This is a genomic window from Xanthomonas campestris pv. phormiicola (genome assembly GCA_025666215.1).
Lineage (GTDB): Bacteria > Pseudomonadota > Gammaproteobacteria > Xanthomonadales > Xanthomonadaceae > Xanthomonas_A > Xanthomonas_A campestris_A.
On the sequence record CP102593.1, the window covers coordinates 1,147,876 to 1,174,298 of the forward strand.

A 26,423-nucleotide genomic window follows, 5' to 3' on the forward strand; every position below is an offset into this window, starting at 1 on the left:
GTCCCGAGTCCCGAGTCCCGAGTCCCGAGTCCCGAGTCCCGAGTCCCGAGTCCCGAGTAAAATACCCATTCCTTTTTCCGTTGGAGCCGCCATGTCCCGCCAGATCATCCACACCGAGCAGGCGCCGGCCGCGATCGGTCCGTATTCGCAGGCGGTGCGCGCCGGCAACACGGTGTATTTCTCCGGCCAGATCCCGCTGGATCCGGCGACCGGCGAGGTCGTGCCCGGCGATGTCGGCGTGCAGGCGCGCCGCGCCTTCGACAACCTCAAGGCGGTGGCCGAAGCGGCCGGCGGTTCGCTCGACCGGGTCGTGCGGCTGGGCCTGTACCTGACCGATCTGTCGCAGTTCGCCCAGGTCAATGCGGTGATGCAGGACTACTTCCAGGCGCCGTTCCCCGCGCGTTCCACCGTCGAAGTGTCCGCGCTGCCGAAGGGCGTCGGCTTCGAGGTCGATGCGGTGATGGTGCTCGACTGACCTTCGCCCGTGCCGCGCGTGCAGGTTCCGGCGCCGGCGTTGTCGGCGGCAGGCGAGGCGCCGCTGTCGGCGCTGCCGGGCGTCGGCCCGAAGCTCGCCGAGAAGTTCGCCGCGCGCGGCCTGCTGACCCTGCAGGACCTGTGGCTGCACCTGCCGCTGCGCTATGAGGACCGCACCCGGCTGACCCCGGTGGCGGCGCTGCAGCCGGGCGTCCCGGCGCAGGTCGAAGTGCGGGTGGAGGCGGTGGATCGCGGTTTCCGCTACCGGCCGATGCTGCGCGTGGCGGTCGCCGACGACTCGCGCGCCACCCTGGTGCTGCGCTTCTTCCAGTTCCGCGCCGCGCAGGTGGCGCAGTTCGCGGTGGGCGCGCGGTTGCGCGCGTTCGGCACGCCCAAGCCGGGCCAGCATGGCCTGGAGATCGTGCACCCGAGTTACCAGATCCTCGGCGGCGACGCCGCCGCGGGTCTGGACGACAGCCTGGACCCGGTGTATCCGGCGGTCGAAGGCATCGGCCCGGCGACGCTGCGCAAGCTGATCGGGCAGGCGCTGGACCGATTGCCCGACGAAGCGTCGCTGGAGCTGCTGCCGGCGGCGATGCTGGCCGAACTGGGGCTGCCGTCGTTGCGCAGCGCGCTGCTGATCGCGCACCGGCCGCCGCCGCAGGCCGACCTGGGCGCGCTCGCCGCCGGCCTGCATCCGGCGCAACAGCGGTTGGCGCTGGAAGAGCTGTTGGCCCACCACCTGAGCCTGCGTCGCCAGCGCATCGCCCTGCAGCGGCAGCGTTCGCCGTCGCTGCGCGGGCGCGGCCTGCTGGCCAGGCGCCTGCAGCAGGCGCTGCCGTTCCAGCTCACCGGTGCGCAGCAGCGGGTGTTCGCGCAGATCCGCGCCGACCTGGAAAAGCCCTCGCCGATGCTGCGCCTGGTGCAGGGCGACGTCGGCAGCGGCAAGACCGTGGTGGCGGCGCTGGCGGCGATGCTGGCGGTGGACAAGGGCAAGCAGGCGGCGCTGGCGGCGCCGACCGAACTGCTCGCCGAACAGCACCTGGCGAACCTGCGCGCCTGGCTGGAGCCGCTGGGCATCCGCGTCGCCTGGCTGGCCGGCAAGGTCACCGGCAAGGCGCGCGCCGCGGTGCTGGCGCAGATCGCCTCGGGCGAGGCGCAGGTGGTGGTCGGCACGCACGCGCTGATGCAGGCCGCAGTGGCCTTCCACGACCTGGCCCTGGCCATCGTCGACGAGCAGCACCGCTTCGGCGTGCACCAGCGCCTGGCGCTGCGCGACAAGGGCGCTACTGGCGCCGGCGTGCCGCACCAGTTGGTGATGACCGCCACCCCGATCCCGCGCACGCTGGCGATGGCCGCCTACGCCGACCTGGACGTGTCGGCGATCGACGAACTGCCGCCCGGGCGCACCCCGGTGCAGACCATCGTGCTCAGCGCCGAGCGCCGCCCGGAGCTGGTGCAACGGATCCGCGTGGCCTGCGCCGAAGGCCGCCAGGCGTACTGGGTATGCACCCTGATCGACGAGGCCGAAGACAGCGACAAGCCGGCGCAGGGACAGGGCGCCGGCAACCGCATCGATGCCAGCGCCGCGCAGGCCACCTACGAGACCTTGTCGGCGCAGCTGCCGGAACTGAAGGTGGGCCTGGTGCACGGGCGCATGAAGGGCGCCGAGAAGCAGGCGGCGATGCGCGCGTTCAAGCAGGGCGAGATCGACCTGCTGGTCGCCACCACGGTGATCGAGGTCGGCGTCGACGTGCCCAACGCCTCGCTGATGATCATCGAGAACGCCGAGCGGCTGGGCCTGGCGCAGCTTCACCAGCTGCGCGGCCGGGTCGGGCGCGGCGCGGCCGCGTCGAGCTGCGTGCTGATGTACCAGGCGCCGCTGTCGGCGATGGCGCGGCAGCGGTTGCAGACCATGCGCCAGACCAACGACGGCTTCGTCATCGCCGAGAAGGACCTGGAGCTGCGCGGCCCCGGCGAACTGCTCGGCACCCGCCAGACCGGCCTGGCCGCGTTCCGCGTCGCCGACCTGGCGCGCGACGCCGGCCTGCTGCCGCGGGTGCATGCGCTGGCCGAACGGCTGCTGGCCGAGTCGCCGGCCCTGGCCGATCGCATCGTCGCGCGCTGGGTCGGCGGCGCGGCGCGGTTCGCGGGGGCGTAGGAGCCGGGATTTGGAATTCGGGATTGGGGAACGGCCGCGCCTTGCGACTCCCGAATCCCGAATTCCCAATCCCGGCTTTCCACGGCCGCGCCGCAATGCCAGACTCGGCGGCCGAACGGAATGACGAAGAATCACGCATGAGCGACAAGATTCCCCTGCTGATCGACACCGATCCCGGCGTGGACGATGCCCTGGCCCTGCTGATGGCCTTCGCCGACCAGCGCCACGCGGTGGTCGGCCTGACCATCGCCGCCGGCAACGTCGGCCTGCAGCACACCGTGCGCAATGCGCTGAAGCTGTGCGAAGTGGCCGGGCGCGAGGACGTGCCGGTGTTCGCCGGCTGCGCCGACCCGTTGCTGCATCCGGCGGTGGACGCCGCCCACGTGCACGGCCTGGACGGCTTCGGCGATGTCGATCTGGCGCCGGCGGCGCGCGCCGCGCAGAGCGAGCACGCGGCCCTGGCGATCCTGCGCCTGTCGCACCACTATGCCTGCGCGCTGCTGCTGGTCGCGCTCGGCCCGCTGACCAACATCGCCCTGGCGCTGAAGCTGGATCCGACCCTGCCGCAGCGGGTGCGCCGCTTCGTGGTGATGGGCGGGGCGATCACCTGCCACGGCAACATCACCCCGGCCGCCGAGTTCAACATCGCCTTCGACCCGGAAGCGGCGCACATCGTGTTTTCCGGGTTCCCGCACATCGAGGTCGCCGACTGGGAGGCGACCGTCGCCCATGGCCTGCCGCACCGCGAGGTCGAGCAGTGGCTGGCCGCCGATGCCGACAAGGCGCGTTTCTACGAGGCGATCTCGCGCAAGACCCGGCTGTGGTCGGAGGATTCGCGCGGCGAGCACTGGTATGCCGCCGATGCGCTGGCGATGGCCTGGGCGCTGCAGCCCGAGGGCGCGCTGGAGGTGCAGTCGCGGCCGCTGCAGGTCGAACTGGCCGGGGTCCACAGCCGCGGCGCCACCCTGGTCGACTGGAACCGCCAGCTCGGCCTGGCCGACAACGCGACCATGCTGATCCGCTACGACCAGGCCCGTTTCCAGGCGCTGGCGCGCGCGGCGGTCGGCGCCGGTTGAGCCGGGCGGCTTGCGGGCGCGGGCGCCCGCGGGCCGGGTTGGCACCCCGGTACCGGCCGGCGTGGAGTCCGAGCAAGTTGTCCTTGCACGCAGGCCGGGTGGCTTGCTATAGTTTCCCTCTTGTCCAGCAGCCCCCTACGGTGCGAGCCCATGAAGGCCGACATCCATCCCAAGTACCACAACGTCGTGTTTCACGACGTCACCTCCGATTTCAAGATCCTGACCCGTTCGACCATGTCCTCGAAGGACACGGTCAAGTGGGAGGACGGCGAAGAATATCCGCTGGTCAAGGTCGAAATTTCCTCGGCTTCGCACCCGTTCTACACGGGCAAGCACAAGGTCATCGACACCAGCGGCCGCATCGACAAGTTCCAGAAGCGCTACGCGCGCTGATCGAGCGGTCGAAGTGGTAAAGAAGGCCGCGCCCTGCGCGGCCTTCTTTTTTTGGCATCCCCGATGCATCGATTCCCGGCTGTGAGGCCGGCGTAGATTCTCCCGTCCTGGCGATGGCGAGGATGCAACGCTGTGTCGCCGTCTGGCCCTCGCTCTACGACTTCAGTACGAGCGACTACTCAAATGTTGCTGTGCGATAATGGCGCGATCCGTGGTAATTGCCGTGGACTTCCTTCACGCGTCTGTTCGCAAAGTACGGGCAGGCGCCTTCCACTGAGGAGCGCACACTGTGTCCGATCTTGATCAGGTCACGCTGAATGCCGGCGACAAGTCGGTCGTTCTGCCGGTACTCAAACCCACCTTGGGCAACGATTGCGTCGACATTTCCAAGTTGACCAAAGAAACCGGTCTGTTCACCTACGACTCGGGCTTCACCGCGACCGCCAGCTGCAAGTCGGCGATCACCTACATCGATGGCGACAACGGCGTGCTGCTGTACCGCGGCTACCCGATCGAGCAGCTGGCCGAGAAGTCCAACTTCCTGGAAGTGGCCTACCTGCTGATGAACGGCGAGCTGCCCACCGCCGACGAATTCAAGACCTTCGACCATGAAGTGACGCATCACACGATGATGCACGAGTCGCTGAAGAACTTCCTCGGCGGCTTCCGCCACGACGCGCACCCGATGGCGATGATGGCCGGTACCGTGGCCTCGCTGTCGGCGTTCTACCACGACACGCTGGACCTCAACGATCCGGAACAGCGGCGCCTGGCCGCGATCCGCCTGATCGCCAAGGTGCCGACGATCGCTGCCGCGGCGCACCGCTATTCGATCGGCTGGCCGATCCGCTACCCGCGCAACAACCTCGGCTACGTCGACCGCTTCCTGCACATGATGTTCGAAGTGCCAAGCGAGCAGCTGGAGATGAATCCGGTCGTGGCCAAGGCGCTGGACCTGCTGTTCATCCTGCACGCCGACCACGAGCAGAACGCCTCGACCTCGACCGTGCGCCTGGTCGGTTCCACCGGCGCCAATCCGTACGCATCCGTCGCCGCCGGCATCACCGCGCTGTGGGGCCCGGCGCATGGCGGCGCCAACGAAGCCGTGCTGAAGATGCTGGAAGAGATCGGCACCGCCGACAACGTCGAGAGCGCCGTGGCCAAGGCCAAGGACAAGAACTCGAGCTTCCGCCTGATGGGCTTCGGCCACCGCGTCTACAAGAACTTCGATCCGCGCGCCAAGATCATCCGCGAGATGACCCACAAGGTGCTGGGCGAACTGGGCGTCAACGATCCGCTGCTGGAAGTGGCGCTGAAGCTGGAAGAGGCCGCCCTGAAGGACGACTACTTCGTGCAGCGCAAGCTGTACCCGAACGTGGACTTCTACTCGGGCATCATCTACAAGGCGCTGAACATTCCGGTGGAGATGTTCACCGTGATGTTCGCCATCGCGCGCACCGCCGGCTGGGTGTCGCATTGGCTGGAGCAGCAGGTCGATCCGGAAATGAAGATCGGCCGTCCGCGCCAGATCTACACCGGCTACGACAAGCGCGACTACAAGGCCGACGGCCAGCGCTGATCGCGCTGCCGCGGGTCTGTCGCAATCGAACGCCCCGCTTCGCGGGGCGTTTTTTTATGGGGCGGAGCCTGATGCAGCGGCCTTGTCGGGATGCCTCTCGTCGCCACTGAAGTCGCTCCCACAGCCTGCATGCAGGCAAGCAGGTGCCGCACCGAATCGCTTTTCATGTGGGAGCGACTTCAGGGCACCTCTAATAACCTCGATTCCAAAAATTCCGCGCTATGCGCATCAATGACTTGCGAGTGCTTTGGTCGAGTTTTTGGGGTTATTAGAGGTGCCCTTCAGTCGCGACGGGCGTTACCGGGAATGTCCGTGGCGACCGATGGCTTGATGCCATACGAGGCGGCTTCTGCAGGCACCGCTCCGCGATGGCATCATCGAGCCGCAAGGGTCTGGATCGAGCTGCGCTACTGCTCGACCGGCACGTCGATCTGCGCCACCAACCCATGGCTGTCGGCGTCGTGCATGCGCGCGGTGCCGTCGAGGTCGAGCAGGTAGAAGTGGCCGCGGTCGGTCAGGAAATGCCAGGCCAGTACCTGCCTGCCGTGGTGTCGGTGGCTGGGATCGCCGGCGGTGACGCGGTCCAGCGTGTGTCCGCTGTCGGCGCACAGGCGGCGGATCAGTTTCATGTAGCGCGGTTCGTTCTCCAGCGCCGCGGCGATGCGCTCGAGGCGATCGGGCAGGGCGGCGCCGCGGCGCTCGACCTCGGCCTGCATCTGCGGAATCGACAGCGCCACCAGCTGCGGATGCGCGCGCAGCCAGGCCGAATTCAGTGCGATCAGGTCCTCTTCTTCCGCCAGCGCGAAGAACGCGTCGCCATGCCGGTCGAGCGCATCGCGCGCCGGGTTGTCGCCGAAGTACTGGCCGTCCATGAACGCCTGCAACGTGGCGTCGTCCATCTGTTCGAGCAGCGCGCGGCTGGCCGCGTACAGCGCCGCATGCCGGGTTGCCCGCATCGCCTGCAGTCCGCGCCCGACCTGGTCCAGCACCAGCGGATCGGCGTTGCAGTTGTAGACGAACTGGGCGAAGCCGCCGTTTTCCACCTGCGCCACGTAGAAGTCGACGTAGTAGCTGCACATCGCATCGGCGGCGATCTCGTCCGGACGCAGCCACTGGTCGAGCTGGGCGTTGATGAAGCTGATGTTGGACTGGATCGGCGCGTACGCGTCGTCGCTGTCGAGACTGTTGCGCGAGACGACGATGGCGTCGGGCGGAATGGCGGGCATGCAACGGGGTCCGTTGGCGGAAGGAATCGGTGCGCCGGGCGCGGCGCGCGCGGGCGCTCAGCGGCGCTGCTGGTAGTCGGCGATGTCCTGTTCGGTCAGCAGTTGCCGCAGCTGGCTTTCCGAGGCGCGCCGCATCGGCTTCTCGTCGACCTGCGACAGCGGCGCCTGGCGCAGCGCATCGTAGGGCAGCACGGTCAGGTCGAAGCTCAGTTCCTCGGCGGCGAACAGCCACACCGGGAAGTCCTCGCTGCGTTCGCGGTCCAGGCGCAACCGGCGCGTGCGCGATTCGGCCGGGATCCGGTGTTCTTCGAGGAAGCGCGCCACCGCATCGGCATCGTCGCTGTGCAGGTGCAACTGCACCGGGCTGTTGGCATCGGCGGTGCCGTCGTGCACCGGGCCGACCAGGCGCGGCGCGAAGCCATGCAGGAAGTCCATCGCGCGCAACGCGGCCTCGCGGCGCAGGCGCAGGCCGCCGGCGTGGTCGGGTCCGGCGAACAGGCGCTGGTACTCGCGCAGCGCATCCTCGATCTCGCGGTTGCGCGGCAGCGAGGCGTCGTCGTGGATGCCGAGCCGCTCGGCGGCCTTCAGCTTGGCCTGGTGGAAGTCGCGGATGCCGCCTTCGGCCATCAGCCGGGCGGCTTCGTGGGCCAGCCGGCGGCGGCGTTCGTGCGTGCGGGTCTGGGCATGTTGCCGAGCGTGGTGCATGGGGCCGCCTCCCTGAAAGCCTGCCCCGACTGTACAACAGCGCGGTGACATCGGCATGCAGCGCGGTTGACGCGCTGGACGGCCGCTGCAGCCCGCTCGACCGGCCGCGGCGACGCGGCATCCGCCCCGTGGCGATCCCGCCAGTCAGCGCCGCCTCGGCAGCGGGACCCGCCGAGTCCCGAGTCCCCGGTCCCGAGTCCCGCGCGCCTCAGAAAATATCGAACGCCGCGTCGTCGGTCTTCTGGTCCTGCAGGCCATAGTCGAACTCCTGGATGCGATCCATGTCCTCGACCTTGACCCACTCGGTGGCGCCGTTGAGCGTGGCCTGGACCATGCCGGCCGGCGGATCGTTGCTGGCGATCGGCTTGTCCTTCAGCGCCACGCGCATGTAGTCGATCCAGATCGGCAGCGCCGCCTTGCCGCCGTATTCGCGGTAGCCGAGCGAGCGGAAGTCGTCGCGGCCGACCCACACGGTGGTCACGTAGGGGCCGCCGAAGCCGGAGAACCAGGCGTCGCGGTGGTCGTTGGTGGAGCCGGTCTTGCCGCCGACGTCCTCGCGGCCCAGGACCTTGGCCGCAGTGCCGGTACCGCGCTGGACCACGTCGCGCATCATCGACACCAGCTGGTAGGCGGTGCGCTCGTCGATCGCGCGCGGCGCCACCTTGGCGTCGGGGTCGGTTGCCGGCGCGGTCTCGGCCGGGGCCGCCGCCGCGGTCGCCGCAGGCTTGGGCGCCGGCGGCGGCGCGGCGCTGCCGAAGTTGAATCCGTCCACGACCTGGCTGGCCGGGGTGGCGACGCCGCCGACGCTGCCGCAGCTGCGGCAGGCGGTGGCCGGGTGCTCCTGGAACAGCACGTTGCCGTCGCGGTCGGTGACCTTGTCGATGATCCAGGTGTCCACCCGCGAGCCGCCGTTGGCGAACACCGCATAGCCGCGCGCCACCGACAGCGGGGTCAGCGACGCGGTGCCCAGCGACATCGACAGGTTGGGCGGCAGCTCGGCCTCCTGGAAACCGAACTGGCTGATGTACTTGCGCGCGAAGTCCACGCCGATGCTGTCGAGCAGGCGCACCGACACCAGGTTGCGCGACTGCACCAGCGCCTCGCGCAGGCGCATCGGGCCCTTGAAGCCGCCGCCGTCGTTCTGCGGCGACCAGGTCTTGCCGCGGCGGTCGCGGAACACCACCGGCGCGTCGAGCACGATCGAGGCCGGGTTGAAGCCCTTCTCGAACGCGGCCGCGTACAGGAACGGCTTGAAGCTGGAACCCGGCTGGCGCCGCGCCTGGGTGGCGCGGTTGAACTTGTTGCCGGCATAGCTGAAGCCGCCGACCAGGGCGCGCAGCGCGCCGTTGCTGGCGTCCAGCGACACCAGCGCCGACTGCCCGCGCGGCAGCTGGGTGACTTCCCACTCGCCCGGCTTGTCGCCGGCCTGGATCCGCACCAGGTCGCCGCGCTTGAGCAGGGTGGCGGGGCTGCGCCCGGTCCAGCGGCTGGACGCGACCGGCAGCACCAGTTCGCTCTTGTTGGCCAGCACCACGGTGGCGCTGCCGTCGCTGCCGGTAGCGGCGACGATGCTCGGCAGCATCCCGCCCTGCGCATTGATCCCGGCCAGGTGGCTGGCCAGCGCGGCCGCGTCGGCATCGGCGGCCACGTCGAAATGCTTCTCCACGCCGTTCCAGCCATGGCGGCGGTCGTAGATCACCAGGCCCTGGCGCACCGCATGGTTGGCCGCGGCCTGCAGCTCGGTGTCGATGGTGGTGGTGACGTGGTAGCCCTTGTCGAGCACGTCGCCGCCGAAGCGCGCGATCATCTCCTGGCGCACCAGCTCGGCCACGTAGGGCGATTCGACCTCGACCGGGCGCTCGTGCGGGGTCGCGTGCATCGGCACCGCCTTGGCGGCGTCGGCCTCGGCCTGGCTGACGAAGCCCAGTGCGGCCATGCGGGTGAGCACATAGTTGTCGCGGCGCTGCTTGGCGCGCTCGGGATTGCTGATCGGGTTGCCGCTGGACGGGAACTTGGGGATGCTGGACAGCGAGGCCATCTCGTCCAGGCTCAGTTCGTTGAGCTTCTTGCCGTAGTAGTACTCGGCCGCGGCGGCGATGCCGTAGGCGCGGTTGCCGAAGAAGCTCTTGTTGAGGTACAGCTCGAAGATCTCGTCCTTGCTCAGTTCGGCCTCGATCTTGCGCGCCAGCAGGATCTCGGCCAGCTTGCGGGTATAGCTGTATTCGGAGCTCAGGAAGAACTGGCGGGCGACCTGCTGGGTGATGGTCGAGCCGCCCGGCACGCGCTTGTCGTTGGTGGTGGCCAGCAGCCATACGGCGCGGGCGATGCCTTTGTAGTCGACCCCGCCGTGCTGGTAGAAGCGCGCGTCCTCGGTGGCCAGGAACGCCTGCTTCAGCCGCTCCGGCACGTCCTTCATGGTGATCGGGTAGCGCCGGGTCTCGCCGAACAGGGCCATCAGCTTGCCGTCGCTGGCATAGACGTACATGGGTTCCTGCAGCTCCACCTGACGCAGCGTCTGCACGTCGGGAAGCTTGGAGGAAACGACGTAATACAGCCCGCCGGCGGCGGCTGCTCCGATCAGGGCGAGAACGACGAACGTGACCAGCGCCCAGCGCAGCCAACGACGAAAACGGGGCATCGAGAGAGATTCCGATTGCAGATTTCTTGGGCGCAGAGTATAGAGTACGCCGGGGAACGGCTGGGGCCGATTCCGGGGATGCGACAGGTTTGCTGCCACGAGATACGCCGTGACAAGGGTCGCGACATGTCCAGGGCCGCTGCCAATTGCAAAAAATTCGTTATTAATGCGTGGGCGCAGGATTGGCGTCCAAGTGCCCGTCGGCAGGGGAAAATCCGTGGGGCTTATTCCAAAGAGTCAGCAACCGCTGATCGGTGTCGATATCAGTTCGACCGCGGTCAAGCTGTTGCAGCTGTCGCGTAGCGGCAACCGGTTCCGCGTAGAGCACTACGCGGTGGAACCCTTGCCGCCCAATGCCGTGGTCGAGAAGAACATCGTCGAGGTCGAGGCCGTGGGCGAGGCGATTCGCCGCGCCGTGACCCGTTCCGGCACCCGTGCCAAGCATGCCGCCGCGGCGGTGGCCGGCTCGGCGGTGATCACCAAGGTGATCCCGATGCCGGCCGAACTGGACGAGAGCGAGCTGGAGGCGCAGGTCGAACTGGAGGCGGTCAACTACATCCCGTACCCGATCGACGAAGTGAACCTGGACTTCGAGGTGCTCGGCAGCATCCCCAACAACCCGGAGATGGTGCAGGTGCTGCTGGCCGCGTCGCGCTCGGAGAACGTCGAGCTGCGCCAGTCGGCGCTGGAGCTCGGCGGCCTGGTCGCCAAGGTCATGGACGTGGAGGCCTTCGCGGTCGAGAACGCGTTCGCGCTGGTGGCCAGCGAGCTGCCGGTGGCGGCCGACGGCGTCGTCGCCCTGGTCGATATCGGCGCCACCATGACCACGCTCAACGTGCTGCGCGGCGGACGCAGCCTGTACAGCCGCGAACAGGTGTTCGGCGGCAAGCAGCTGACCGACGAAGTGATGCGCCGCTACGGCCTGACCTACGAGGAAGCCGGCATGGCCAAGCGCCAGGGCGGGCTGCCGGAGAGCTACGAGATCGAAGTGCTGGAGCCGTTCAAGGAAGCCACGGTGCAGCAGATCAGCCGCCTGTTGCAGTTCTTCTACGCCGGCAGCGAATTCAATCGGGTCGACCACATCGTGCTGGCCGGCGGTTGCGCGGCGCTGGCCGGGCTGCCGGAGATGGTCGAGGAACAACTGGGGGTGGCGACCGTGGTCGCCAACCCGCTGGCGCAGATGACCTTGGGGCCGAAGGTCCAGGCACACGCGCTGGCCCAGGACGCACCGGCGCTGATGATCGCCACCGGCCTGGCTCTGAGGAGCTTCGACTGATGGCAAAAATCAATCTGCTGCCCTGGCGGGCGGAGCGGCGCAAGCAGCGCGAGCGCGAGTTCTACGCGATGCTGGGCTTCGCCGCGCTGGCCGGCGTGCTGCTGGCGCTGCTGATCTGGTTCTACTACGACCGCCAGATCACCGGGCAGAACGAGCGCAACGCCTACCTGCAGGCCGAGATCGACAAGGTCAAGGCGCAGAACCAGGAAATCGACAAGCTCGACGAGCAGAAGCGGCGCCTGCTGGCGCGCAAGCGGGTCATCGAGGAACTGCAGGCCAAGCGCTCGCAGATGGTGCACCTGTTCGATTCGCTGGTGCGCACGATCCCCGACGGCGTGGTGCTGACCGCGGTCAAGCAGGAAGGCGACATCCTGACGCTGGAAGGGCGCTCGCAATCCAATGCGCGGGTCAGCGCCTACATGCGCAACCTCGAGGGCTCGGGCTGGATGACCAATCCGGAGCTGTCGGTGATCGAGGCCAAGGCGCAGGACAAGGAGGTCAAGGGGCCGATCGTCGACGCCAAGGCCTTGCCCTACGTGTTCACCCTCAAGGTCAAGCTGCCGGTGCCGGGCGATGGCTCGGACGCCATGCCGGGCGCTGCCGCGCCGGCGCCAGGCGCCCCTGCCGCGGTCCCGGCTCCGGGCGCCGCCGCCGCGCCGGCACCCGCTGCCGTTCCCGCACCGACCGCACCGACTGCACCGACTGCACCCGCGACGCCGCCGGCCGCCGCGCCGGCGCCGCCAGCGGCCACGCCAGCGCAACAGGGACCGGCGTCATGAGCAAGAAATTCAACGTAAAAGACCTGGACTTCAACAATCTCGGCAACTGGCCGCAGCAGGCCAAGATCGGCTTCTGCGTGCTGGTCACGCTGTTCATCCTGATCCTGTCCTGGTTCCTGCTGCTCAGCGACAAGCGCGACGAGCTGGGAACGCTGGAGCAGAAGGAAACCGAGCTGCGCGCTTCGTTCGAGAAGGAGCAGAGCCGGGCGGTCAATCTCGAGCCGCTGAAGCAGCAGCTGGCGCAGATGGAGCAGGTGCTGCAGCAGATGCTGCGGCAGCTGCCGAGCAAGACCGAGATGCCCGATCTGATCATCGACATCTCGCAGACCGCGTTGTCCAGCGGCCTGGCCAACGAACTGTTCCAGCCGGGCCCGGAGTCGCCGAAGGAGTTCTACGCGGAGAAGCCGATCGCGCTGCGCATGGTCGGCAGCTACCACCAGTTCGGTGCCTTCGTCAGCGGCGTGGCGTCGCTGCCGCGGGTGGTGATCCTGACCATGCACGACATCAATCTCAAGCCCAAGGACAAGAAGGCCGGCATCACCACGCGCGGTGAGCTGGAGCTGTCCGGCACGGTCAAGACCTACCGCTATCTGGACGACAGGGAGATGGCGGACCAGGAAAAGGCGGCGGCTGCGGCGAAGAAGGGTTCCAAGCAAGGCGGTGGCGCATGAAGCGGCGGACCGGGGCGTTCAAGTGCCTGGCGGGGCTGGCGCTGGTGGCGCTGCTCGGCGGTTGCGGCCGCAGCGTGACCAGCACGCCGGGCGATGCACCGAACCTGGAGAACTGGGTCAAGGAAGTGCGCGCGCGGCCGGCGCAGCCGCTGGAGCCGCTGCCGGTGATGCAGCAGTTCGAGACCTTCGAATATGCGGCGCAGGGCCTGCGCGATCCGTTCAGCGATGCCTGGTCGAGCCCGGACGGCAACAACGGCCTGCGCCCGGATCCGAACCGGCGCAAGGAGCCGCTGGAGCAATTCCCGCTGGACGGCCTGAAGATGGTCGGCACGCTGGGCAACGGCGCGGGCCTGGTGGCGCTGGTGATGGCGCCGGACAAGGTGACCTATCGGGTCCGTCCCGGCATCTATATGGGCCAGAGCGATGGCCGCGTGACCGGGGTGCACGAGGATCGCATCGATTTGATTGAACTGGTGCCGGATGGCGCTGGCGGTTGGCTGGAACGTCCGGCTGCCGTGGCGCTGGACGATCAATGATTGATTATGGGGATAGCACGATGACTTTTTCCAAAGCCCTGAGCCTGCGTCCCATCCGGCGCCACGCGACGGTGCGGCTACGCGCATTGGGGTTGGCGGCGCTGCTGGGGAGTTCGGCCGCGATGGGCGCGGCGCTGGCGGCGACGCCGGCAGCGGGCCCGGCGCTGGCGACAGCGCAGGCGCCGGGCAAGCTCACGGTGTCGAAGATCGATTTCAAGCGCGGCGACGGCGCTGCGGGGCGGCTGATCCTGCACTTCAGCGGCGCCGGCGCCAGTCCCGACCTGCGCACCCAGGGCAACACCGTGGTGGTCGATGTCGGCAACGCCACGTTGCCGGCGGAGTTGCAGCATCCGCTCAACGTCACCGACTTCGCCACCCCGGTGCAGCGTATCGACGCCAAGCCGTACGCCGGTGGCGCGCAGCTGGTGCTGAGCACCAATGGCGCCTTCGAGTCGCTGGCCTATCAGTCCGGGAACGAGTACGTGGTGGAGATCTCGCCGCGGACCTCGGCACCGGCGGTGGGCGCGGTCAGCGCGGCCTCGGTCAGCCAGGCCGCAGCGCAGGTCGCCGCACGCGGCTACAGCGGCCGCCCGGTGACGTTCAACTTCCAGGACGTGCCGGTGCGCACCGTGCTGCAGCTGATCGCCGAGGAATCCAATCTCAACATCGTCGCTTCCGACACCGTGCAGGGCAGCGTCACCCTGCGCCTGGTCAACGTGCCGTGGGACCAGGCGCTGGACATCGTGCTGCGCGCCAAGGGCCTGGACAAGCGCCGCGACGGCGCCGTGGTCTGGGTCGCGCCGCAGCAGGAGCTGGCCAAGTTCGAGCAGGACAAGGAAGACGCGCGCATCGCGATCGAGAACCGCGAGGACCTGAGCACCGACTACATCCAGATCAACTACCACAGCGCCACCACGATCTTCAAAGCGCTGACCGAGGCCAAGGGGATCGGCGGCGGTTCCGGCGGTTCCGGCGGCGGTGGCGGCGGTGGCGGCAGCGGCCAGACCGACAACGGCTTCCTGTCGCCGCGCGGGCGCATCGTCGCCGACGAGCGCACCAATACGTTGATGATCAGCGACATCCCGAAGAAGATCGCGCAGATGCGCGAGCTGATCAACGTGATCGATCGTCCGGTCGACCAGGTGTTGATCGAGGGCCGTATCGTCATCGCCACCGATACCTTCGCCCGCGACCTGGGCGCCAAGTTCGGTATCGGCGGCACCCATACCTATGGTGGCAACACGGCGACCATCGGCAGCACCGCGATCGGCGGCAATACTTCTGCCACGCGTGGGCTCAATGTCGATCTGAGCGGCAATACCTTCACTACCCCGGCGACGCTGCCGGGCTTGGCCTACACCTTGCTGGGTTCGAATTTCAACTTGGATCTGGAACTGACCGCGTTGCAGGAAGAGGGCCGCGGCGAGGTCATTTCCAATCCGCGTATCGTCACATCCAACCAGCGCGAGGCGGTGATCAAGCAAGGCAAGGAAATCGCCTACGTCACGATTACCGGCGGCACCGGCGGGACCGCGGCGACGCCGAACGTGCAGTTCAAGGAAGTGCTGCTGGAGCTGAAGGTCACCCCGACCATCACCGACGACAGCCGCGTGTTCCTGAACATGAACGTGAAGAAGGACGAAGTGGATCACTACGTGACCCTTGCCGGTTACGGCACCGTTCCGGAAATCAACCGCCGCGAGATCAATACCGCGGTGCTGGTGGACGATGGCCAGACCGTGGTGATCGGCGGCGTGTACGAATTCACCGACCGCAACAGCATTTCCAAGGTGCCGTTCCTGGGCGATATCCCGTTCCTGGGCAATCTGTTCAAGAAGCGCGGCCGCAGCAAGAGCAAGGCCGAATTGCTGATCTTCGTGACCCCGAAGGTGATGCGCGTGGCCAAGCGCGCGCCTGCCGCCGGCTGACGCGCCGGCCGTGCCCAAAGGCGGCGCGCCTGCCAACAACCACGTAGTCTCGAGACGGGAGAAGCCTCTGCTTCTCCCGTCCTCGTTTGTGCCGGCGGATGAGGCAAATCTGAATTCGCGGCCGATTGTTGCGCCGGACGCAGAACCATTTCACCGCCGATGGGTCAAACTCGGCACATGAACACCACGCCCTCCAGCTTCGATCCTCCTCCCACCGCGTCCGAGCAGCAGCGCCTGCATGCGGCCTTTCTGGCTTTGCGCGACGGGCTGTCCGCAACCATCGTCGGCCAGTCCGCGCTGGTGGAACGCCTGCTGATCGCGCTGCTCGCCGATGGCCACCTGCTGGTCGAAGGCGCGCCGGGCCTGGCCAAGACCACCGCGATCCGCGCGCTGGCCGCGCGGCTGGAAGCGGATTTTGCCCGTGTCCAGTTCACCCCGGACCTGTTGCCGGCCGACCTGACCGGGACCGAGGTCTGGCGTCCGCAGGAAAGCCGCTTCGAGTTCCTGCCCGGGCCGATCTTCCATCCGATCCTGCTGGCCGACGAGATCAACCGCGCGCCGGCCAAGGTGCAGTCGGCGCTGCTGGAAGCCATGGGCGAGCGCCAGGTCACCGTCGGCCGGCATACCTATGCGCTGCCGAAGCTGTTCCTGGTGATGGCCACGCAGAACCCGATCGAGCAGGAAGGCACCTTCCCGCTGCCGGAAGCGCAGCTGGACCGGTTCCTGATGCACGTGCGGATCGGCTATCCGGAGGCCGCCGCCGAGGCCGAGATCCTGCGCCTGGCGCGCGAGCGCGCGCGCGAAACCCTGGACCATGGCGAGGCGCCGCCGCCGCGGATGCCGCTGGACGACGTGTTCGCCGCGCGGCGCGCGGTGCTGTCGCTGCACATGGCGCCGCCGCTGGAGCGCTATCTGATCGAACTGGTGCTGGCCTCGCGCGATGCCAGCGGCTACGACCCGGCACTGGCACGGCGCATCGCCTGGGGCGCGAGCCCGCGTGGCTCGATCGCGCTGGAGCGCTGCGCGCGCGCGCGCGCCTGGCTGGCGGGACGCGACTTCGTGACCCCGGACGACGTGCGCGCGGTCGCGCCGGACGTGTTGCGCCACCGCGTGCTGCCCAGCTACGAAGCCACCGCCGAGGGCTGGGACGGCGATCGCCTGGTCGCCGCGCTGCTGGACAAGGTGCCGCCGCCTTGAGCGAGCGGCAGTGCGAATCCAGGCGGCCGCGGCAGCGCCGCACACCGGCGCATCGCGCCGCCGTGCGGCCAGCGCGCGGCGGCGTGCCGCAGGTGAGGTAAGCGACGATGGCGGTGCAGGTGATGCCTCCGCAAACGCCACGCGCCGACGCCGCGACCGGCGCGGACGGCGTGCGGCCGACCCTGGCCGAACTGGTGGCGCTGCGCGCGAGCGTGGCGCGGGTGCCGCCGCCGCGGCGCGGGCGCCATGGCCTCAGCGGCAGTGCGCCGGCGGCGCTGCGCGGTCGCGGCATGGAGTACGCCGAGTCGCGCGAATACGTGGCCGGCGACGACGTCCGCCACATCGACTGGCGGCTCACCGCGCGCAGCGGCCGCACCCATACCAAGTTGTTCCAGGCCGAGCGCGAGCGGCTCAGCCTGATCGTGGCCGATACCGCGCCGACGCTGTATTTCGGCACCCGCGTGCGCTTCAAGTCGGTGCAGGCGGCGCGTGCGGGGGCAGTGGCGGCGTGGACCGCGCAGCGCCAGGGCGATCGCCTGGCCGCCTTGCGCGGCAGCCGCAGCGAAGCGCCGGTACCGCCGGCCGCCGGAGCGCGCGGCGCATTGCGCGTGCTCGACGCGCTGGCGCGCTGGTATGCACAGCCGCCGCAGGACGATGCCGGCCTCGGCGTGGCGCTGGAGCACGCGGCCAAGCTGCTGCGGCCGGGGTCGCGGCTGGTGGTGCTGGCCGATCCGGCCAGCGCGAATGCGATTCCGGCGGCGCGCTGGGCCGGGCTGGCGCTGCACAACGATGTGGTGCTGCTGTTGTTGGCCGATGCGCTGGAACTGCAGCCGCCGCGGGCGGCGCTGCCGTTCTGGGCCGGCGGCCGCCGGGTGGAAATCGATTTGCAGGCGGCCAGCGCGCAACAGCGCTGGCACCAACAATTCGTCGCGCCGCTGGAAACCCTGGCGGCCGACCTGCCCGGCCGCGGCGTGCAGGTGCGGGTGCTGCGCAGCGATGCGGCCAGCGAATCCTGGCTGCTGCCGGTGCCCGGCGGGAGCGCGCCGCGATGACGCCGCAACAACTGCCGCTGCGCGACGTGCATCTGCCGCCGGCGCCGTCGTGGTGGCCGCCGGCGCCAGGCTGGTTGCTGCTTGGCGCAGCGGTGGTGTTGGCGCTGGGTATCGCGCTTGGCCTGTGGGCCTGGCGGCGCGCGCGGCGGCGCCGCTGGCAGCGCCAGTTCGATGCGGCGCTGGGCAGCGGCGATGCGCCGGCGCAAGTGGCCGCGGTGTCGGAACTGCTGCGCCGCGCGGCGCGGCGGCGCGAGCCGGCCGCCGCCGCATTGCAGGGCGAGCCATGGCTGCGTTTCCTCGACGGCAGCAAGCGCCAGGATTTCTCTGCGGGACCGGGCCGGGTGCTGCTCGATGGCGGCTATCGGCGCGAACTGGAGCATGCGCAACTGCAAGCGCTGCTGCCGCTGGCGCGGCGCCGCTTCCTCGAGCTGATGGGCGGGCGCCGCGGGTGATGGCGATGAGTATGCTTTCGCTGCACTGGCAGAACCTCAACGATCTGCTTGCCGGGTTCGCCTGGCCGTGGATGTGGCTGGCGATGCCGTTGCCGCTGCTGGCGCGCCTGCTGCTGCCGGCGCAGCGCGGCAGCGCGCCGGCCTTGCGCGTGCCGTACGGCGCGCAGCTGCAGGCGGTGGCGGCCGCGCCTGCGCGCGGCGGCCTGTGGCGGGTCGGTCTGTGGCTGACGTGGCTGGCGTGGTTCTGCCTGTGCGGGGCGGCGGCGCGGCCGCTGCAACTGGGCGAGCCGATCTCGCCGCCGCAGCAGGCGCGGCAGCTGATGCTGGCGGTGGACCTGTCCGGCAGCATGAGCGAGCCGGACATGACCCTGGGCGGACGCGTGGTGGACCGGCTGACCGCGGCCAAGGCGGTGCTGGCCGACTTCCTCGACCGCCGCGACGGCGACCGCATCGGCCTGCTGGTGTTCGGCCAGCAGGCGTATGCGCTGACCCCGCTGACCGCCGACCTGGCCACGGTGCGCGATCAACTGCGCGACAGCGTGGTCGGCCTGGCCGGGCGCGAGACCGCGCTGGGCGACGCGATCGCGCTGTCGGTCAAGCGCCTGCGCGAACAGCCGCAGGGCGACCGGGTGCTGATCGTGCTGACCGATGGCGTCAACACCGCCGGCGTGCTGGAACCGATCAAGGCGGCGGAGCTGGCCAAGGCCGAGCACGTGCGCGTCTACACCATCGCCTTCGGCGGCGCCGGCGGCTATTCGCTGTTCGGCTTGCCGATGCCCGGTGGCGGCGGCGACGACCAGGTCGACGAGGACACCTTGCGCAAGATCGCGCAGGACACCGGCGGCCGTTTCTTCCGCGCCCGCGATACCGACCAGCTGGTGTCGATCTATGCGGAACTGGAGCGCCTGGAACCGGTGCGTTCGGCCGGTCCGGCGGTGCGCCCGCGGATCGAGCGCTATGCGTGGCCGCTGGGCGCGGCGCTGCTGCTGGCACTGATCGCCTTCGTGTGGCCCTGGAGGCGGCAATGAACGCCGTGCCCGGCTTCCTGGACGCGCTGCATCTGTTGCGTCCGCAGTGGCTGTGGGCGCTGCTGTTGCTGCCGTTGCTGGGCTGGAGCTGGCTGCGCCGGCGCCGGTGCCGCAATGTGTGGCGACACAATGTGGACGCGCACCTGCTGCCGCATCTGCTGGCGAAGGAGGATGGCCGCCAATCGCTGTCCGGGTTGTGGCTGGCCGCGCTCGGCTACGTGCTTGCGGTCGTGGCGCTGTCCGGGCCGAGCTGGCGCCAGGAACAGCAGCCGCTGTGGCAGTCGCGCACGCCGCTGGTGATCGCGCTGGACCTGTCGCCGCGGATCGAGGCCGGCGACCTGCCGCCGTCGCGCCTGCTGCAGGCGCGCGCCAAGCTGGCGACGTTGCTGCGCGAGCGTGCCGGTGGCGAAGTCGCATTGCTGGCCTATGCCGGCGAACCCTATACCGTCGCGCCGTTGACCGACGACGCGGCCAATGTCGCCCTGTTCCTGGACGCGCTGTCGCCGCAGGTGATGCCGGCGCCTGGGCAGCGCACCGACCTGGCCGTCGATTGGGCGGCACAGCTGCTGCGCCAGGCCGGTTTCACCCGCGGCGACATCCTGTTGCTCAGCGACCAGGCCGACGCGCAGGCGCAGCAGGCCGCGTCGCGCGCGGCCGGGCAGGGCTACCGGGTGTCGGTGCTGGGACTGGGAACCGCGCAGGGTGCGGCCTATCGTGATGGCCAGGGCGGGGTCGGCCACGCGCAACTGGATGCCGGTTCGCTGCAAGCGCTGGCGAGCGCCGGCAACGGCCGCTACGCCGCGCTGACCCCCACCGATGCCGATCTGCGCGAGCTGGGCGTGCTGCAACCGGCGCAGCAGCAGGACGCGACGGCCGCCGGCGAGCACAGTGGACGGGTCTGGGTGGATCAGGGCTATTGGCTGCTGCCGCCGTTGCTGCTGCTGGCGCTGTTCGCGTTCCGTCGCCGCGGTGGCGCTGCGCTGCTGCTGGTGCTGCTGCTGCCGTTGACGATGCCGCTGCCGGCGCATGCGGCGGCCGGCGAGGCGGTCGGCGGCGATTGGTGGCGGCGTGCCGACCAGGTGCGCCAGCAGCGCCTGGACACGGGCGTGCAGGCCTATCGCAAGGGCGATTTCGCCGCCGCGCAACAGCAGTTCGAGGGCATCGACAGCGACCAGGGCTGGTACAACCTGGGCAATGCGCTGGCCCGTCAGGGCCGCTACGACGAGGCGATCGACGCCTACGACAAGGCGCTGCAGCAGCATCCGCAGATGGCCGATGCGGTCGCCAACCGCGCCGCGGTCGATGCCGCGCGCAAGCGCCAGTCCGGGCAGAACCAGTCCGGGCAGAACAAGCCGGGACAGCAGGGCAAGGACACGGCGCAGCAGAACCAGAAAGGCCAGCCGCAGCCGGGCGCCGGTGGCGCGCCCAAGGGCCAGGACCCGTCGCAGGCCAAGGCGCCGTCGCCGTCGGATGCGCAAGGCCAGCCGGGGCAGAAGCAGGCGCAATCGCCGTCGCCGGGCGCGCCCAAGGATGCGCAGCCGCCGGGACCGCCGAAGCCGGGCGATGCGCAGGCGCAGCAGCAGGCCGATGCGGCGCAGCGCCAGCAGATGCAGCAGGCGATGGCGCAGCAGGGCGCGGCAGGCAAGGAGGCGGCCGCACGCGCCGCCGCGGCCGCCGCGGAAACCCCGCAGCAGCGCGAACAGCGCCAGGCGGTGGAGGCATGGCTGCGGCGGGTGCCGGACGATCCGGGCAACCTGCTGCGCGCCAAATTCAAGCTCGAACACGAACGCAGGCAGCGGGAAGGACCATGATCGAACGCAAGCAACGCCGCTGGCGCGGAGGCGTGTCCGCCACGCGGATGCGGTCGGCCATGCTGGCCCTGTGGGCAGGGCTGCTGCTGGCCGCACTGGCGCTGCCGGCCGCCGCCGCCACCCGCGCGTGGCTGGACCGCGACAGCATCGGCGCCGGCGAGAGCGTCACCCTCAACATCGAGACCGACCAGGGCCTGGCGGCGCCGGAGTACGCGCCGCTGCGCGCGGATTTCGCGCTCAGCGACGAGGTCAACAGCCGGCAGATGCAGATGGTCAACGGCCAGGTCACGGCCAAGTCGCTGTTCGGCGTGGCGCTGACCCCGCGCGGCACCGGCACGCTCGAGATCCCGTCGTTGCGCGTGGGCAACGAACGCACCGCACCGCTGCGGCTGCAGGTCGCCGCGGCCGCGCCGGCGCCGGCCGGCAGCACCCGCGGCGGCGATCCGGCGCAGCTCGGCAATGCCGACGTGTTCGTGCAGACCGTGGCCGACGACGCGCAGCCGTACGTGCAGCAGAGCGTCGGCGTGGTGGTGCGGCTGTACCTGGGCGTGCCGCTGACCTCGGGCGAACTGGACCTGGATCCGCCGGCCGGCGCCGCGCTGCAGCGCATCGGCGACGATATCCAGAGCCGGCGCGAGATCGACGGGCGCATGTTCACCATCGTCGAGCGCCGCTACCTGCTGGTGCCCGAGCATAGTGGGCCGTTGACCTTGCCCGGCGCGCGCTTCCGCGGCCGCGGCCCCAGCGGCTTCTTCGACGATTATTTCGGCCGCGGCGGCGACCTCAGCGCGCGCAGTGCGGCGCAGACCCTGCAGGTGCGCGCGCAACCGGCCAATGCGCCGCAGCCATGGCTGCCGCTGCACGACCTGCGCCTGCGCTACACCGCCACGCCGCAGCGTGCGGCGGTGGGCGAGGCGGCCGATATCGTGGTCGAGGCGAGCGCGCGCGGCGCCACCCAGGCGCAGTTCCCGGAACTGCCGACGCCGAGCGTCGATGGCGCGCAGGTGTTCGCCGAGCCGCCGCAGTTCGAGGAGACGTTCGTCGACGGCAGCCCGCAACTGAAGATCACCCGGCGCTATTCGATCGTGCCGCAAACCGCTGGGCCGTTACGGGTCAGCGGCCTGCGCATGCCGTGGTGGGACGTGGCGGCCGGCAGCGCGCGCGAGGCCAGTCTGCCCGATCTGAATCTGCAGGTGCTGCCGGGGCGTGCCGTACCCGCCGCGCCTGCGGCGCCGGCCAGCGCAGCGGCGCCGCGCGTGGACGCGGCGCCGGCCGGCAACGCGGTGACGCCGACCCATGCGGTGTCCGGATGGCTCGGTTCGCTGCCGCTGTGGATGGCGCTGGCCGCGCTGTTCGCCCTGTTGTGGCTGGCGACGCTGGTCTGGGCCTGGCGCCGCAGCCGTGTCGCGCGTGCGCCGGCAGGCACCCACGCTGCATCGGTGCCGGCGTCGGCGCCCGCTGCGCCACACCCGCGCCATGGCCTGGCCGACCTGCGCAAGGCGCTGGATGGCGGCGGGCTGGACGAGGTGGCCGCGCTCCTGTGCGCGCAGGCCGGCGTCGCCGACCTCGATGCGCTGCTGAACCGCCTGGACGAGCCGGCGCAACGCGAGGCGGTGCTGCGCATGCAGCGCGCACGTTGGGGCGGCGCAGGCGATGTGCCCAGCGCGCGCGCCGCGCTGCGCGAGGCGTTCTGGGCCGGGCCGCGTTGGCGCGACACGCCGCGCAAGCACGGCAAGGACGAGCTGCCGCCGCTGTATCCGCACGACGCGTAAGAGCGTCGTCGCGGCGCTGAGCGACGCGGCTCGCGGCGCAGGCGCGGGGTGATGCCGGCTTGCGGCCCGCCAGTGCGGGTTTGTTAAGCTCGGGGTTTCCTCTGGCAAGGCGCACACCATGACCGACACCCCCGTGAAGGCCAAGACCGGCATGCCTCTGCACTGGAAGATGGCGATCGGCTTCGCTTTCGGGCTGGTGTTCGGCCTGGCCGTGCACCTGAGCGTGGGCGGCGATGCGGCCTGGGTGCAGGCGCTGACCACGTACCTGACCACGCCGTTGTCCAAGCTGTTCCTCAGCCTGATCTTCATGCTGATCGTGCCGTTGCTGTTCTCGGCGCTGGTGATGGGCATTTCCGAGATGGGCGACATCCGCGCGCTGGGCCGGATCGGCTGGAAGACGCTCGGCTATACGGTGGTGCTGTCGGGCATCGCGGTGCTGCTCGGGCTGGTGCTGGTCAACGTGCTCAAGCCGGGCATCGGCGTGGACCACGCACTGGCGCAGCAACTGCTGCAGCAGAACGCGGAGCGCGCCGCGCAGATCGTCGACCAGAGCAAGCAGCAGCCGCGCGGCATGGACATGCTGCTGGCGATCGTGCCCGACAACGTGGTCGCCGCCGCCTCCAGCAACGGCGCGATCCTGTCGCTGATGTTCTTCGCGGTGATGTTCGGCGTGGGCATGGTGCTCAGCGACGACGCCAAGGTGGCGACGCTGCGGCGCGGCATCGAGGGCATCTTCGAGATCTCGATGACCCTGATCGGGCTGGTGATCCGCCTGGCGCCGTACGCGGTGGCCTGCTTCATGTTCAACCTGGCGGCGCTGTTCGGCTTCGAACTGCTGGTCCGGCTCGGCGCCTACGTCGGCGTGGTGGTGCTGGCGCTGGGCCTGCACATGCTGGTGACCTACGGTCTGGCGGTGAAATTCGCCGGGCGCTCGCCGCTGTGGTTCTTCCGCGCCACCCGCGAGGCCACGGTGATGGCGTTCTCCACCGCCTCCAGCAACGCCACCTTGCCCACCGCGCTGCGCGTGGCCGACGAGATGGGCCTGCCGAACAAGGTGTCGCGCTTCGTGCTGACCGTCGGCGCCACCGCCAATCAGAACGGCACCGCGCTGTTCGAGGGCGTCACCGTGATCTTCCTGGCCCAGTTCTTCGGCGTGGAGCTGAGCATCGCGCAGCAGTTCATGGTGATGCTGGTGTGCATCCTCGGCGGCATCGGCACCGCCGGCGTGCCCTCCGGCTCGCTGCCGGTGGTGGCGCTGATCTGCGCGATGGTCGGGGTGGACCCGGTCGGCATCGGCATGATCCTGGGCGTCAACCATTTCCTGGACATGTGCCGCACCGCGCTGAACGTGACCGGCGACCTGGCGCTGACCACCCTGGTGGCGAAGGGCGAGGGGGATGGGCGGGACTCGGGACTCGTGAAGCGCTGTCCGTGACCGGGTGGGGTATGTGCGAAGTGCGCCAGGCGATAGCGATGCGTGGCCGCTAGCCTCTTGCGAGTCCCGAGTCCCGAGTCCCGCGCTCCCCAGCCTGTGGGACAATAGCGAACCCGACGCTCCGCGCCCGCTTCCAATAGAACCCACATGACGACGCCTACCCGCCGCCAGCTCGCCAACGCGATCCGCTTCCTCGCCGCCGACGCGGTCGAGGCCGCCAAGTCCGGCCATCCCGGCATGCCGATGGGCATGGCCGACATCGCCGAAGTGCTGTGGAACGACTTCCTCAGCCACAACCCGAACAATCCGAAGTGGTTCAACCGCGACCGCTTCGTGCTCTCCAACGGCCACGGTTCGATGCTGCAGTACGCGCTGCTGCACCTGTCCGGCTACGACCTGCCGCTGGAGGAGCTGAAGCGTTTCCGCCAGCTGCACAGCAAGACCGCCGGCCATCCCGAACGCAGCGAGACCCCCGGGGTGGAGACCACCACCGGCCCGCTCGGCCAGGGCTTCGCCAACGCGGTCGGTTTCGCGCTGGCCGAGAAACTGCTGGCGCAGCGCTACAACCGCCCCGAGCACCAGATCGTCGATCACCGCACCTGGGTGTTCATGGGCGACGGCTGCATGATGGAAGGCATCTCGCACGAGGCCGCCTCGCTGGCCGGCACCTGGGGCCTGGGCAAGCTGGTCGCGTTCTGGGACAACAACCATATCTCCATCGACGGCAACACCGCCGGCTGGTTCAGCGACAACACCCCGGCGCGCTTCGAGGCCTATGGCTGGCACGTGCTGCGCGATGTCGACGGCCAGGACGCCGACGCGATCAAGGCCGCGATCGAGGCTGCGCTCGGCGAGAGCGACAAGCCGACCCTGATCTGCTGCCGCACCACCATCGGCTTCGGCGCGCCGAGCAAGGCCGGCAAGGAATCCTCGCACGGCGCGCCGCTGGGCAAGGAAGAGCTGGAAGGCGCGCGCAAGGCGCTGCAGTGGCCGTACGGCCCGTTCGAGATCCCGCAGGAGATCTACGACGGCTGGCGCGCCGGTGGCGCCGGCACGCTGCGCCAGGCCGAGTGGGAGCAGGCGTTCGACAAGTACGCCAGGCAGTTCCCGGCCGAGGCCGCGGAGCTGACCCGCCGCTCGCACGGCGAGCTGCCGGACGACTTCATCGCCCAGGCCGATGCCTACATCGCCAAGCAGGCCGCCGAGGCGCAGACCATCGCCTCGCGCAAGGCTTCGCAGATGGCGATCGAGGCGTTCGCGCCGCTGCTGCCGGAACTGATCGGCGGTTCGGCCGACCTGGCGCATTCCAACCTGACCCTGTGGAAGGCCAGCAAGTCGGTCGCCAGCGACGACCCGAACGCCAACTACGTGTACTACGGCGTGCGCGAGTTCGGCATGACCGCGATCGCCAATGGCCTGGCGCTGCACGGCGGCTTCATCCCGTTCGACGCCACCTTCCTGGTGTTCAGCGACTACGCGCGCAACGGCGTGCGCATGAGCGCGCTGAACCCGGCGCATGCGATCCACGTCTACACCCACGATTCGATCGGCCTGGGCGAGGACGGCCCGACCCATCAGCCGGTGGAGCACCTGGCCTCGCTGCGCTACATCCCCAACAACGACGTGTGGCGCCCGTGCGACACGGTGGAGACCGCGGTGAGCTGGAAGGCCGCGATCACCCGCCAGGACGGCCCGAGCTGCCTGGTGTTCAGCCGCCAGAACCTGCCGTTCCAGGCGCGCAGCGACGCGCAGATCCAGCAGATCGAACGCGGCGGCTACGTGCTGGCCGATGCCGAGGGCGGCGCGCCGGACGTGATCCTGATCGGCACCGGTTCGGAAGTGGGCCTGGCCGTGGACGCGAAGAAGGTGCTGGATGCCGCGGGCCTGAAGACCCGCGTGGTGTCGATGCCCTCGACCGACGTGTTCGATCGCCAGGACGCGGCCTACCGCGAATCGGTGCTGCCGAACGCGGTACGCAAGCGGGTGGCGGTGGAGGCCGGCGTCACCGGCTTCTGGCGCAAGTACGTGGGCCTGGACGGCGCGGTGGTCGGCATCGACACGTTCGGCGCGTCGGCACCGGCCGAGGAACTGTACAAGTACTTCCAGATCACCAGCGAGCACGTGGTCGCGGCGGCGAAGGCGCTGTAACGCAACGTTTCCCGCGGGAACGAAAAAGGCCGGCGCAAAAGCCGGCCTTTTTCTTGTGTGCGTGCTTGCGCCGTCGCGATGTAGAT

The 26,423-nt window shown here is 69.6% G+C and carries 21 protein-coding genes; 18 read left to right on the forward strand and 3 right to left on the reverse strand.

All coding sequences use genetic code 11. The features are described from left to right. The first annotated feature begins 91 nt into the window (after positions 1-91). From NRY95_04680 to NRY95_04700, 5 genes are all read left to right on the forward strand, one after another. Positions 92-475 (forward strand): RidA family protein, encoded by a 384-nt coding sequence (locus tag NRY95_04680; protein UYC17267.1) that lies wholly within the window; start codon positions 92-94, stop codon positions 473-475. A gap of 9 nt (positions 476-484) precedes the next feature. Next, positions 485-2,635, forward strand: a complete 2,151-nt coding sequence (gene recG, locus NRY95_04685; protein UYC17268.1) for an ATP-dependent DNA helicase RecG — start codon at positions 485-487, stop codon at positions 2,633-2,635. Positions 2,636-2,772: 137 nt separating this feature from the next. After that, on the forward strand, positions 2,773-3,711 hold the full coding sequence (locus NRY95_04690) for a nucleoside hydrolase (protein UYC17269.1): 939 nt from the start codon (positions 2,773-2,775) through the stop codon (positions 3,709-3,711). A 150-nt stretch (positions 3,712-3,861) separates the two neighbouring features. After that, positions 3,862-4,104 carry a type B 50S ribosomal protein L31 gene (locus tag NRY95_04695; protein UYC17270.1) on the forward strand — a complete coding sequence of 81 codons (243 nt, stop codon included), beginning with the start codon at positions 3,862-3,864 and terminating at the stop codon, positions 4,102-4,104. 289 nt (positions 4,105-4,393) lie between these two features. Further along, complete coding sequence (locus tag NRY95_04700) at positions 4,394-5,683, forward strand: citrate synthase (GenBank protein ID UYC17271.1); 1,290 nt, start codon at positions 4,394-4,396, stop codon at positions 5,681-5,683. A gap of 407 nt (positions 5,684-6,090) precedes the next feature. On the opposite strand, the gene NRY95_04705 is transcribed toward NRY95_04700, so the two are convergent. The 3 genes from NRY95_04705 to NRY95_04715 all read right to left on the reverse strand — a co-directional run bounded on the left by NRY95_04705 (position 6,091) and on the right by NRY95_04715 (position 10,252). Then, positions 6,091-6,909 (reverse strand): DMP19 family protein, encoded by an 819-nt coding sequence (locus NRY95_04705; GenBank protein UYC17272.1) that lies wholly within the window; start codon positions 6,907-6,909, stop codon positions 6,091-6,093. Positions 6,910-6,966: 57 nt separating this feature from the next. Beyond that, positions 6,967-7,614: a hypothetical protein gene (locus tag NRY95_04710; protein ID UYC17273.1), complete on the reverse strand. Its 648-nt coding sequence runs from the start codon at positions 7,612-7,614 to the stop codon at positions 6,967-6,969. A gap of 208 nt (positions 7,615-7,822) precedes the next feature. Beyond that, positions 7,823-10,252 carry a penicillin-binding protein 1A gene (locus NRY95_04715; protein ID UYC17274.1) on the reverse strand — a complete coding sequence of 810 codons (2,430 nt, stop codon included), beginning with the start codon at positions 10,250-10,252 and terminating at the stop codon, positions 7,823-7,825. A gap of 193 nt (positions 10,253-10,445) precedes the next feature. Between NRY95_04715 and NRY95_04720 the strand changes: the two genes are divergently transcribed. The 13 genes from NRY95_04720 (at position 10,446) to tkt (ending at position 26,337) form a co-directional block, all read left to right on the forward strand. Further along, positions 10,446-11,528, forward strand: a complete 1,083-nt coding sequence (locus NRY95_04720; protein ID UYC17275.1) for a pilus assembly protein PilM — start codon at positions 10,446-10,448, stop codon at positions 11,526-11,528. Next, positions 11,528-12,307 (forward strand): PilN domain-containing protein, encoded by a 780-nt coding sequence (locus NRY95_04725; GenBank protein ID UYC17276.1) that lies wholly within the window; start codon positions 11,528-11,530, stop codon positions 12,305-12,307. Before NRY95_04720 ends, NRY95_04725 begins: the two co-directional genes overlap by 1 nt. Further along, entirely contained in the window at positions 12,304-12,978 is a 675-nt protein-coding gene (locus NRY95_04730; protein UYC17277.1) for a type 4a pilus biogenesis protein PilO, read from the forward strand. Before NRY95_04725 ends, NRY95_04730 begins: the two co-directional genes overlap by 4 nt. After that, positions 12,975-13,514 (forward strand): pilus assembly protein PilP, encoded by a 540-nt coding sequence (locus NRY95_04735; GenBank protein ID UYC17278.1) that lies wholly within the window; start codon positions 12,975-12,977, stop codon positions 13,512-13,514. The genes NRY95_04730 and NRY95_04735 overlap by 4 nt, the downstream gene beginning before the upstream one ends. 20 nt (positions 13,515-13,534) lie before the next feature. Next, entirely contained in the window at positions 13,535-15,442 is a 1,908-nt protein-coding gene (locus tag NRY95_04740) for a type IV pilus secretin PilQ family protein (GenBank protein UYC17279.1), read from the forward strand. A gap of 177 nt (positions 15,443-15,619) precedes the next feature. Continuing rightward, positions 15,620-16,639: a MoxR family ATPase gene (locus NRY95_04745; GenBank protein UYC17280.1), complete on the forward strand. Its 1,020-nt coding sequence runs from the start codon at positions 15,620-15,622 to the stop codon at positions 16,637-16,639. 122 nt (positions 16,640-16,761) lie between these two features. After that, complete coding sequence (locus NRY95_04750) at positions 16,762-17,691, forward strand: DUF58 domain-containing protein (protein ID UYC17281.1); 930 nt, start codon at positions 16,762-16,764, stop codon at positions 17,689-17,691. Beyond that, the gene (locus tag NRY95_04755) at positions 17,688-18,143 is read left to right on the forward strand and encodes a DUF4381 domain-containing protein (GenBank protein UYC17282.1); all 456 of its coding nucleotides are present in this window, start codon (positions 17,688-17,690) and stop codon (positions 18,141-18,143) included. Before NRY95_04750 ends, NRY95_04755 begins: the two co-directional genes overlap by 4 nt. 11 nt (positions 18,144-18,154) lie before the next feature. Continuing rightward, positions 18,155-19,171, forward strand: a complete 1,017-nt coding sequence (locus tag NRY95_04760; GenBank protein ID UYC18501.1) for a VWA domain-containing protein — start codon at positions 18,155-18,157, stop codon at positions 19,169-19,171. Then, a complete protein-coding gene (locus NRY95_04765) occupies positions 19,168-20,982 on the forward strand; it encodes a tetratricopeptide repeat protein (protein UYC17283.1) in 1,815 nt (604 codons plus the stop codon). Before NRY95_04760 ends, NRY95_04765 begins: the two co-directional genes overlap by 4 nt. A 47-nt stretch (positions 20,983-21,029) precedes the next feature. Then, positions 21,030-22,754, forward strand: a complete 1,725-nt coding sequence (locus NRY95_04770; protein UYC18502.1) for a BatD family protein — start codon at positions 21,030-21,032, stop codon at positions 22,752-22,754. Positions 22,755-22,872: 118 nt separating this feature from the next. Then, the gene (locus NRY95_04775) at positions 22,873-24,189 is read left to right on the forward strand and encodes a dicarboxylate/amino acid:cation symporter (protein ID UYC17284.1); all 1,317 of its coding nucleotides are present in this window, start codon (positions 22,873-22,875) and stop codon (positions 24,187-24,189) included. A 147-nt stretch (positions 24,190-24,336) separates the two neighbouring features. Continuing rightward, positions 24,337-26,337: a transketolase gene (tkt, locus tag NRY95_04780; protein ID UYC17285.1), complete on the forward strand. Its 2,001-nt coding sequence runs from the start codon at positions 24,337-24,339 to the stop codon at positions 26,335-26,337. Positions 26,338-26,423 lie beyond the last annotated feature (86 nt).

Excerpts from the sequence above, each read along its gene's own strand:
- NRY95_04750 (UYC17281.1), top strand. The coding sequence starts at position 16,762 with ATGCCTCCGCAAACGCCACGCGCCGACGCCGCGACCGGCGCGGACGGC.
- NRY95_04730 (UYC17277.1), top strand. The coding sequence starts at position 12,304 with ATGAGCAAGAAATTCAACGTAAAAGACCTGGACTTCAACAATCTCGGC.
- NRY95_04755 (UYC17282.1), top strand. The coding sequence starts at position 17,688 with ATGACGCCGCAACAACTGCCGCTGCGCGACGTGCATCTGCCGCCGGCG.
- NRY95_04680 (UYC17267.1), top strand. The coding sequence starts at position 92 with ATGTCCCGCCAGATCATCCACACCGAGCAGGCGCCGGCCGCGATCGGT.
- NRY95_04735 (UYC17278.1), top strand. The coding sequence starts at position 12,975 with ATGAAGCGGCGGACCGGGGCGTTCAAGTGCCTGGCGGGGCTGGCGCTG.
- NRY95_04710 (UYC17273.1), bottom strand. The coding sequence starts at position 7,614 with ATGCACCACGCTCGGCAACATGCCCAGACCCGCACGCACGAACGCCGC.
- NRY95_04705 (UYC17272.1), bottom strand. The coding sequence starts at position 6,909 with ATGCCCGCCATTCCGCCCGACGCCATCGTCGTCTCGCGCAACAGTCTC.
- NRY95_04760 (UYC18501.1), top strand. The coding sequence starts at position 18,155 with ATGCTTTCGCTGCACTGGCAGAACCTCAACGATCTGCTTGCCGGGTTC.
- NRY95_04740 (UYC17279.1), top strand. The coding sequence starts at position 13,535 with ATGACTTTTTCCAAAGCCCTGAGCCTGCGTCCCATCCGGCGCCACGCG.
- NRY95_04690 (UYC17269.1), top strand. The coding sequence starts at position 2,773 with ATGAGCGACAAGATTCCCCTGCTGATCGACACCGATCCCGGCGTGGAC.
- NRY95_04770 (UYC18502.1), top strand. The coding sequence starts at position 21,030 with ATGCGGTCGGCCATGCTGGCCCTGTGGGCAGGGCTGCTGCTGGCCGCA.
- NRY95_04725 (UYC17276.1), top strand. The coding sequence starts at position 11,528 with ATGGCAAAAATCAATCTGCTGCCCTGGCGGGCGGAGCGGCGCAAGCAG.
- NRY95_04695 (UYC17270.1), top strand. The coding sequence starts at position 3,862 with ATGAAGGCCGACATCCATCCCAAGTACCACAACGTCGTGTTTCACGAC.
- NRY95_04775 (UYC17284.1), top strand. The coding sequence starts at position 22,873 with ATGACCGACACCCCCGTGAAGGCCAAGACCGGCATGCCTCTGCACTGG.
- NRY95_04715 (UYC17274.1), bottom strand. The coding sequence starts at position 10,252 with ATGCCCCGTTTTCGTCGTTGGCTGCGCTGGGCGCTGGTCACGTTCGTC.
- NRY95_04745 (UYC17280.1), top strand. The coding sequence starts at position 15,620 with ATGAACACCACGCCCTCCAGCTTCGATCCTCCTCCCACCGCGTCCGAG.
- tkt (UYC17285.1), top strand. The coding sequence starts at position 24,337 with ATGACGACGCCTACCCGCCGCCAGCTCGCCAACGCGATCCGCTTCCTC.
- NRY95_04765 (UYC17283.1), top strand. The coding sequence starts at position 19,168 with ATGAACGCCGTGCCCGGCTTCCTGGACGCGCTGCATCTGTTGCGTCCG.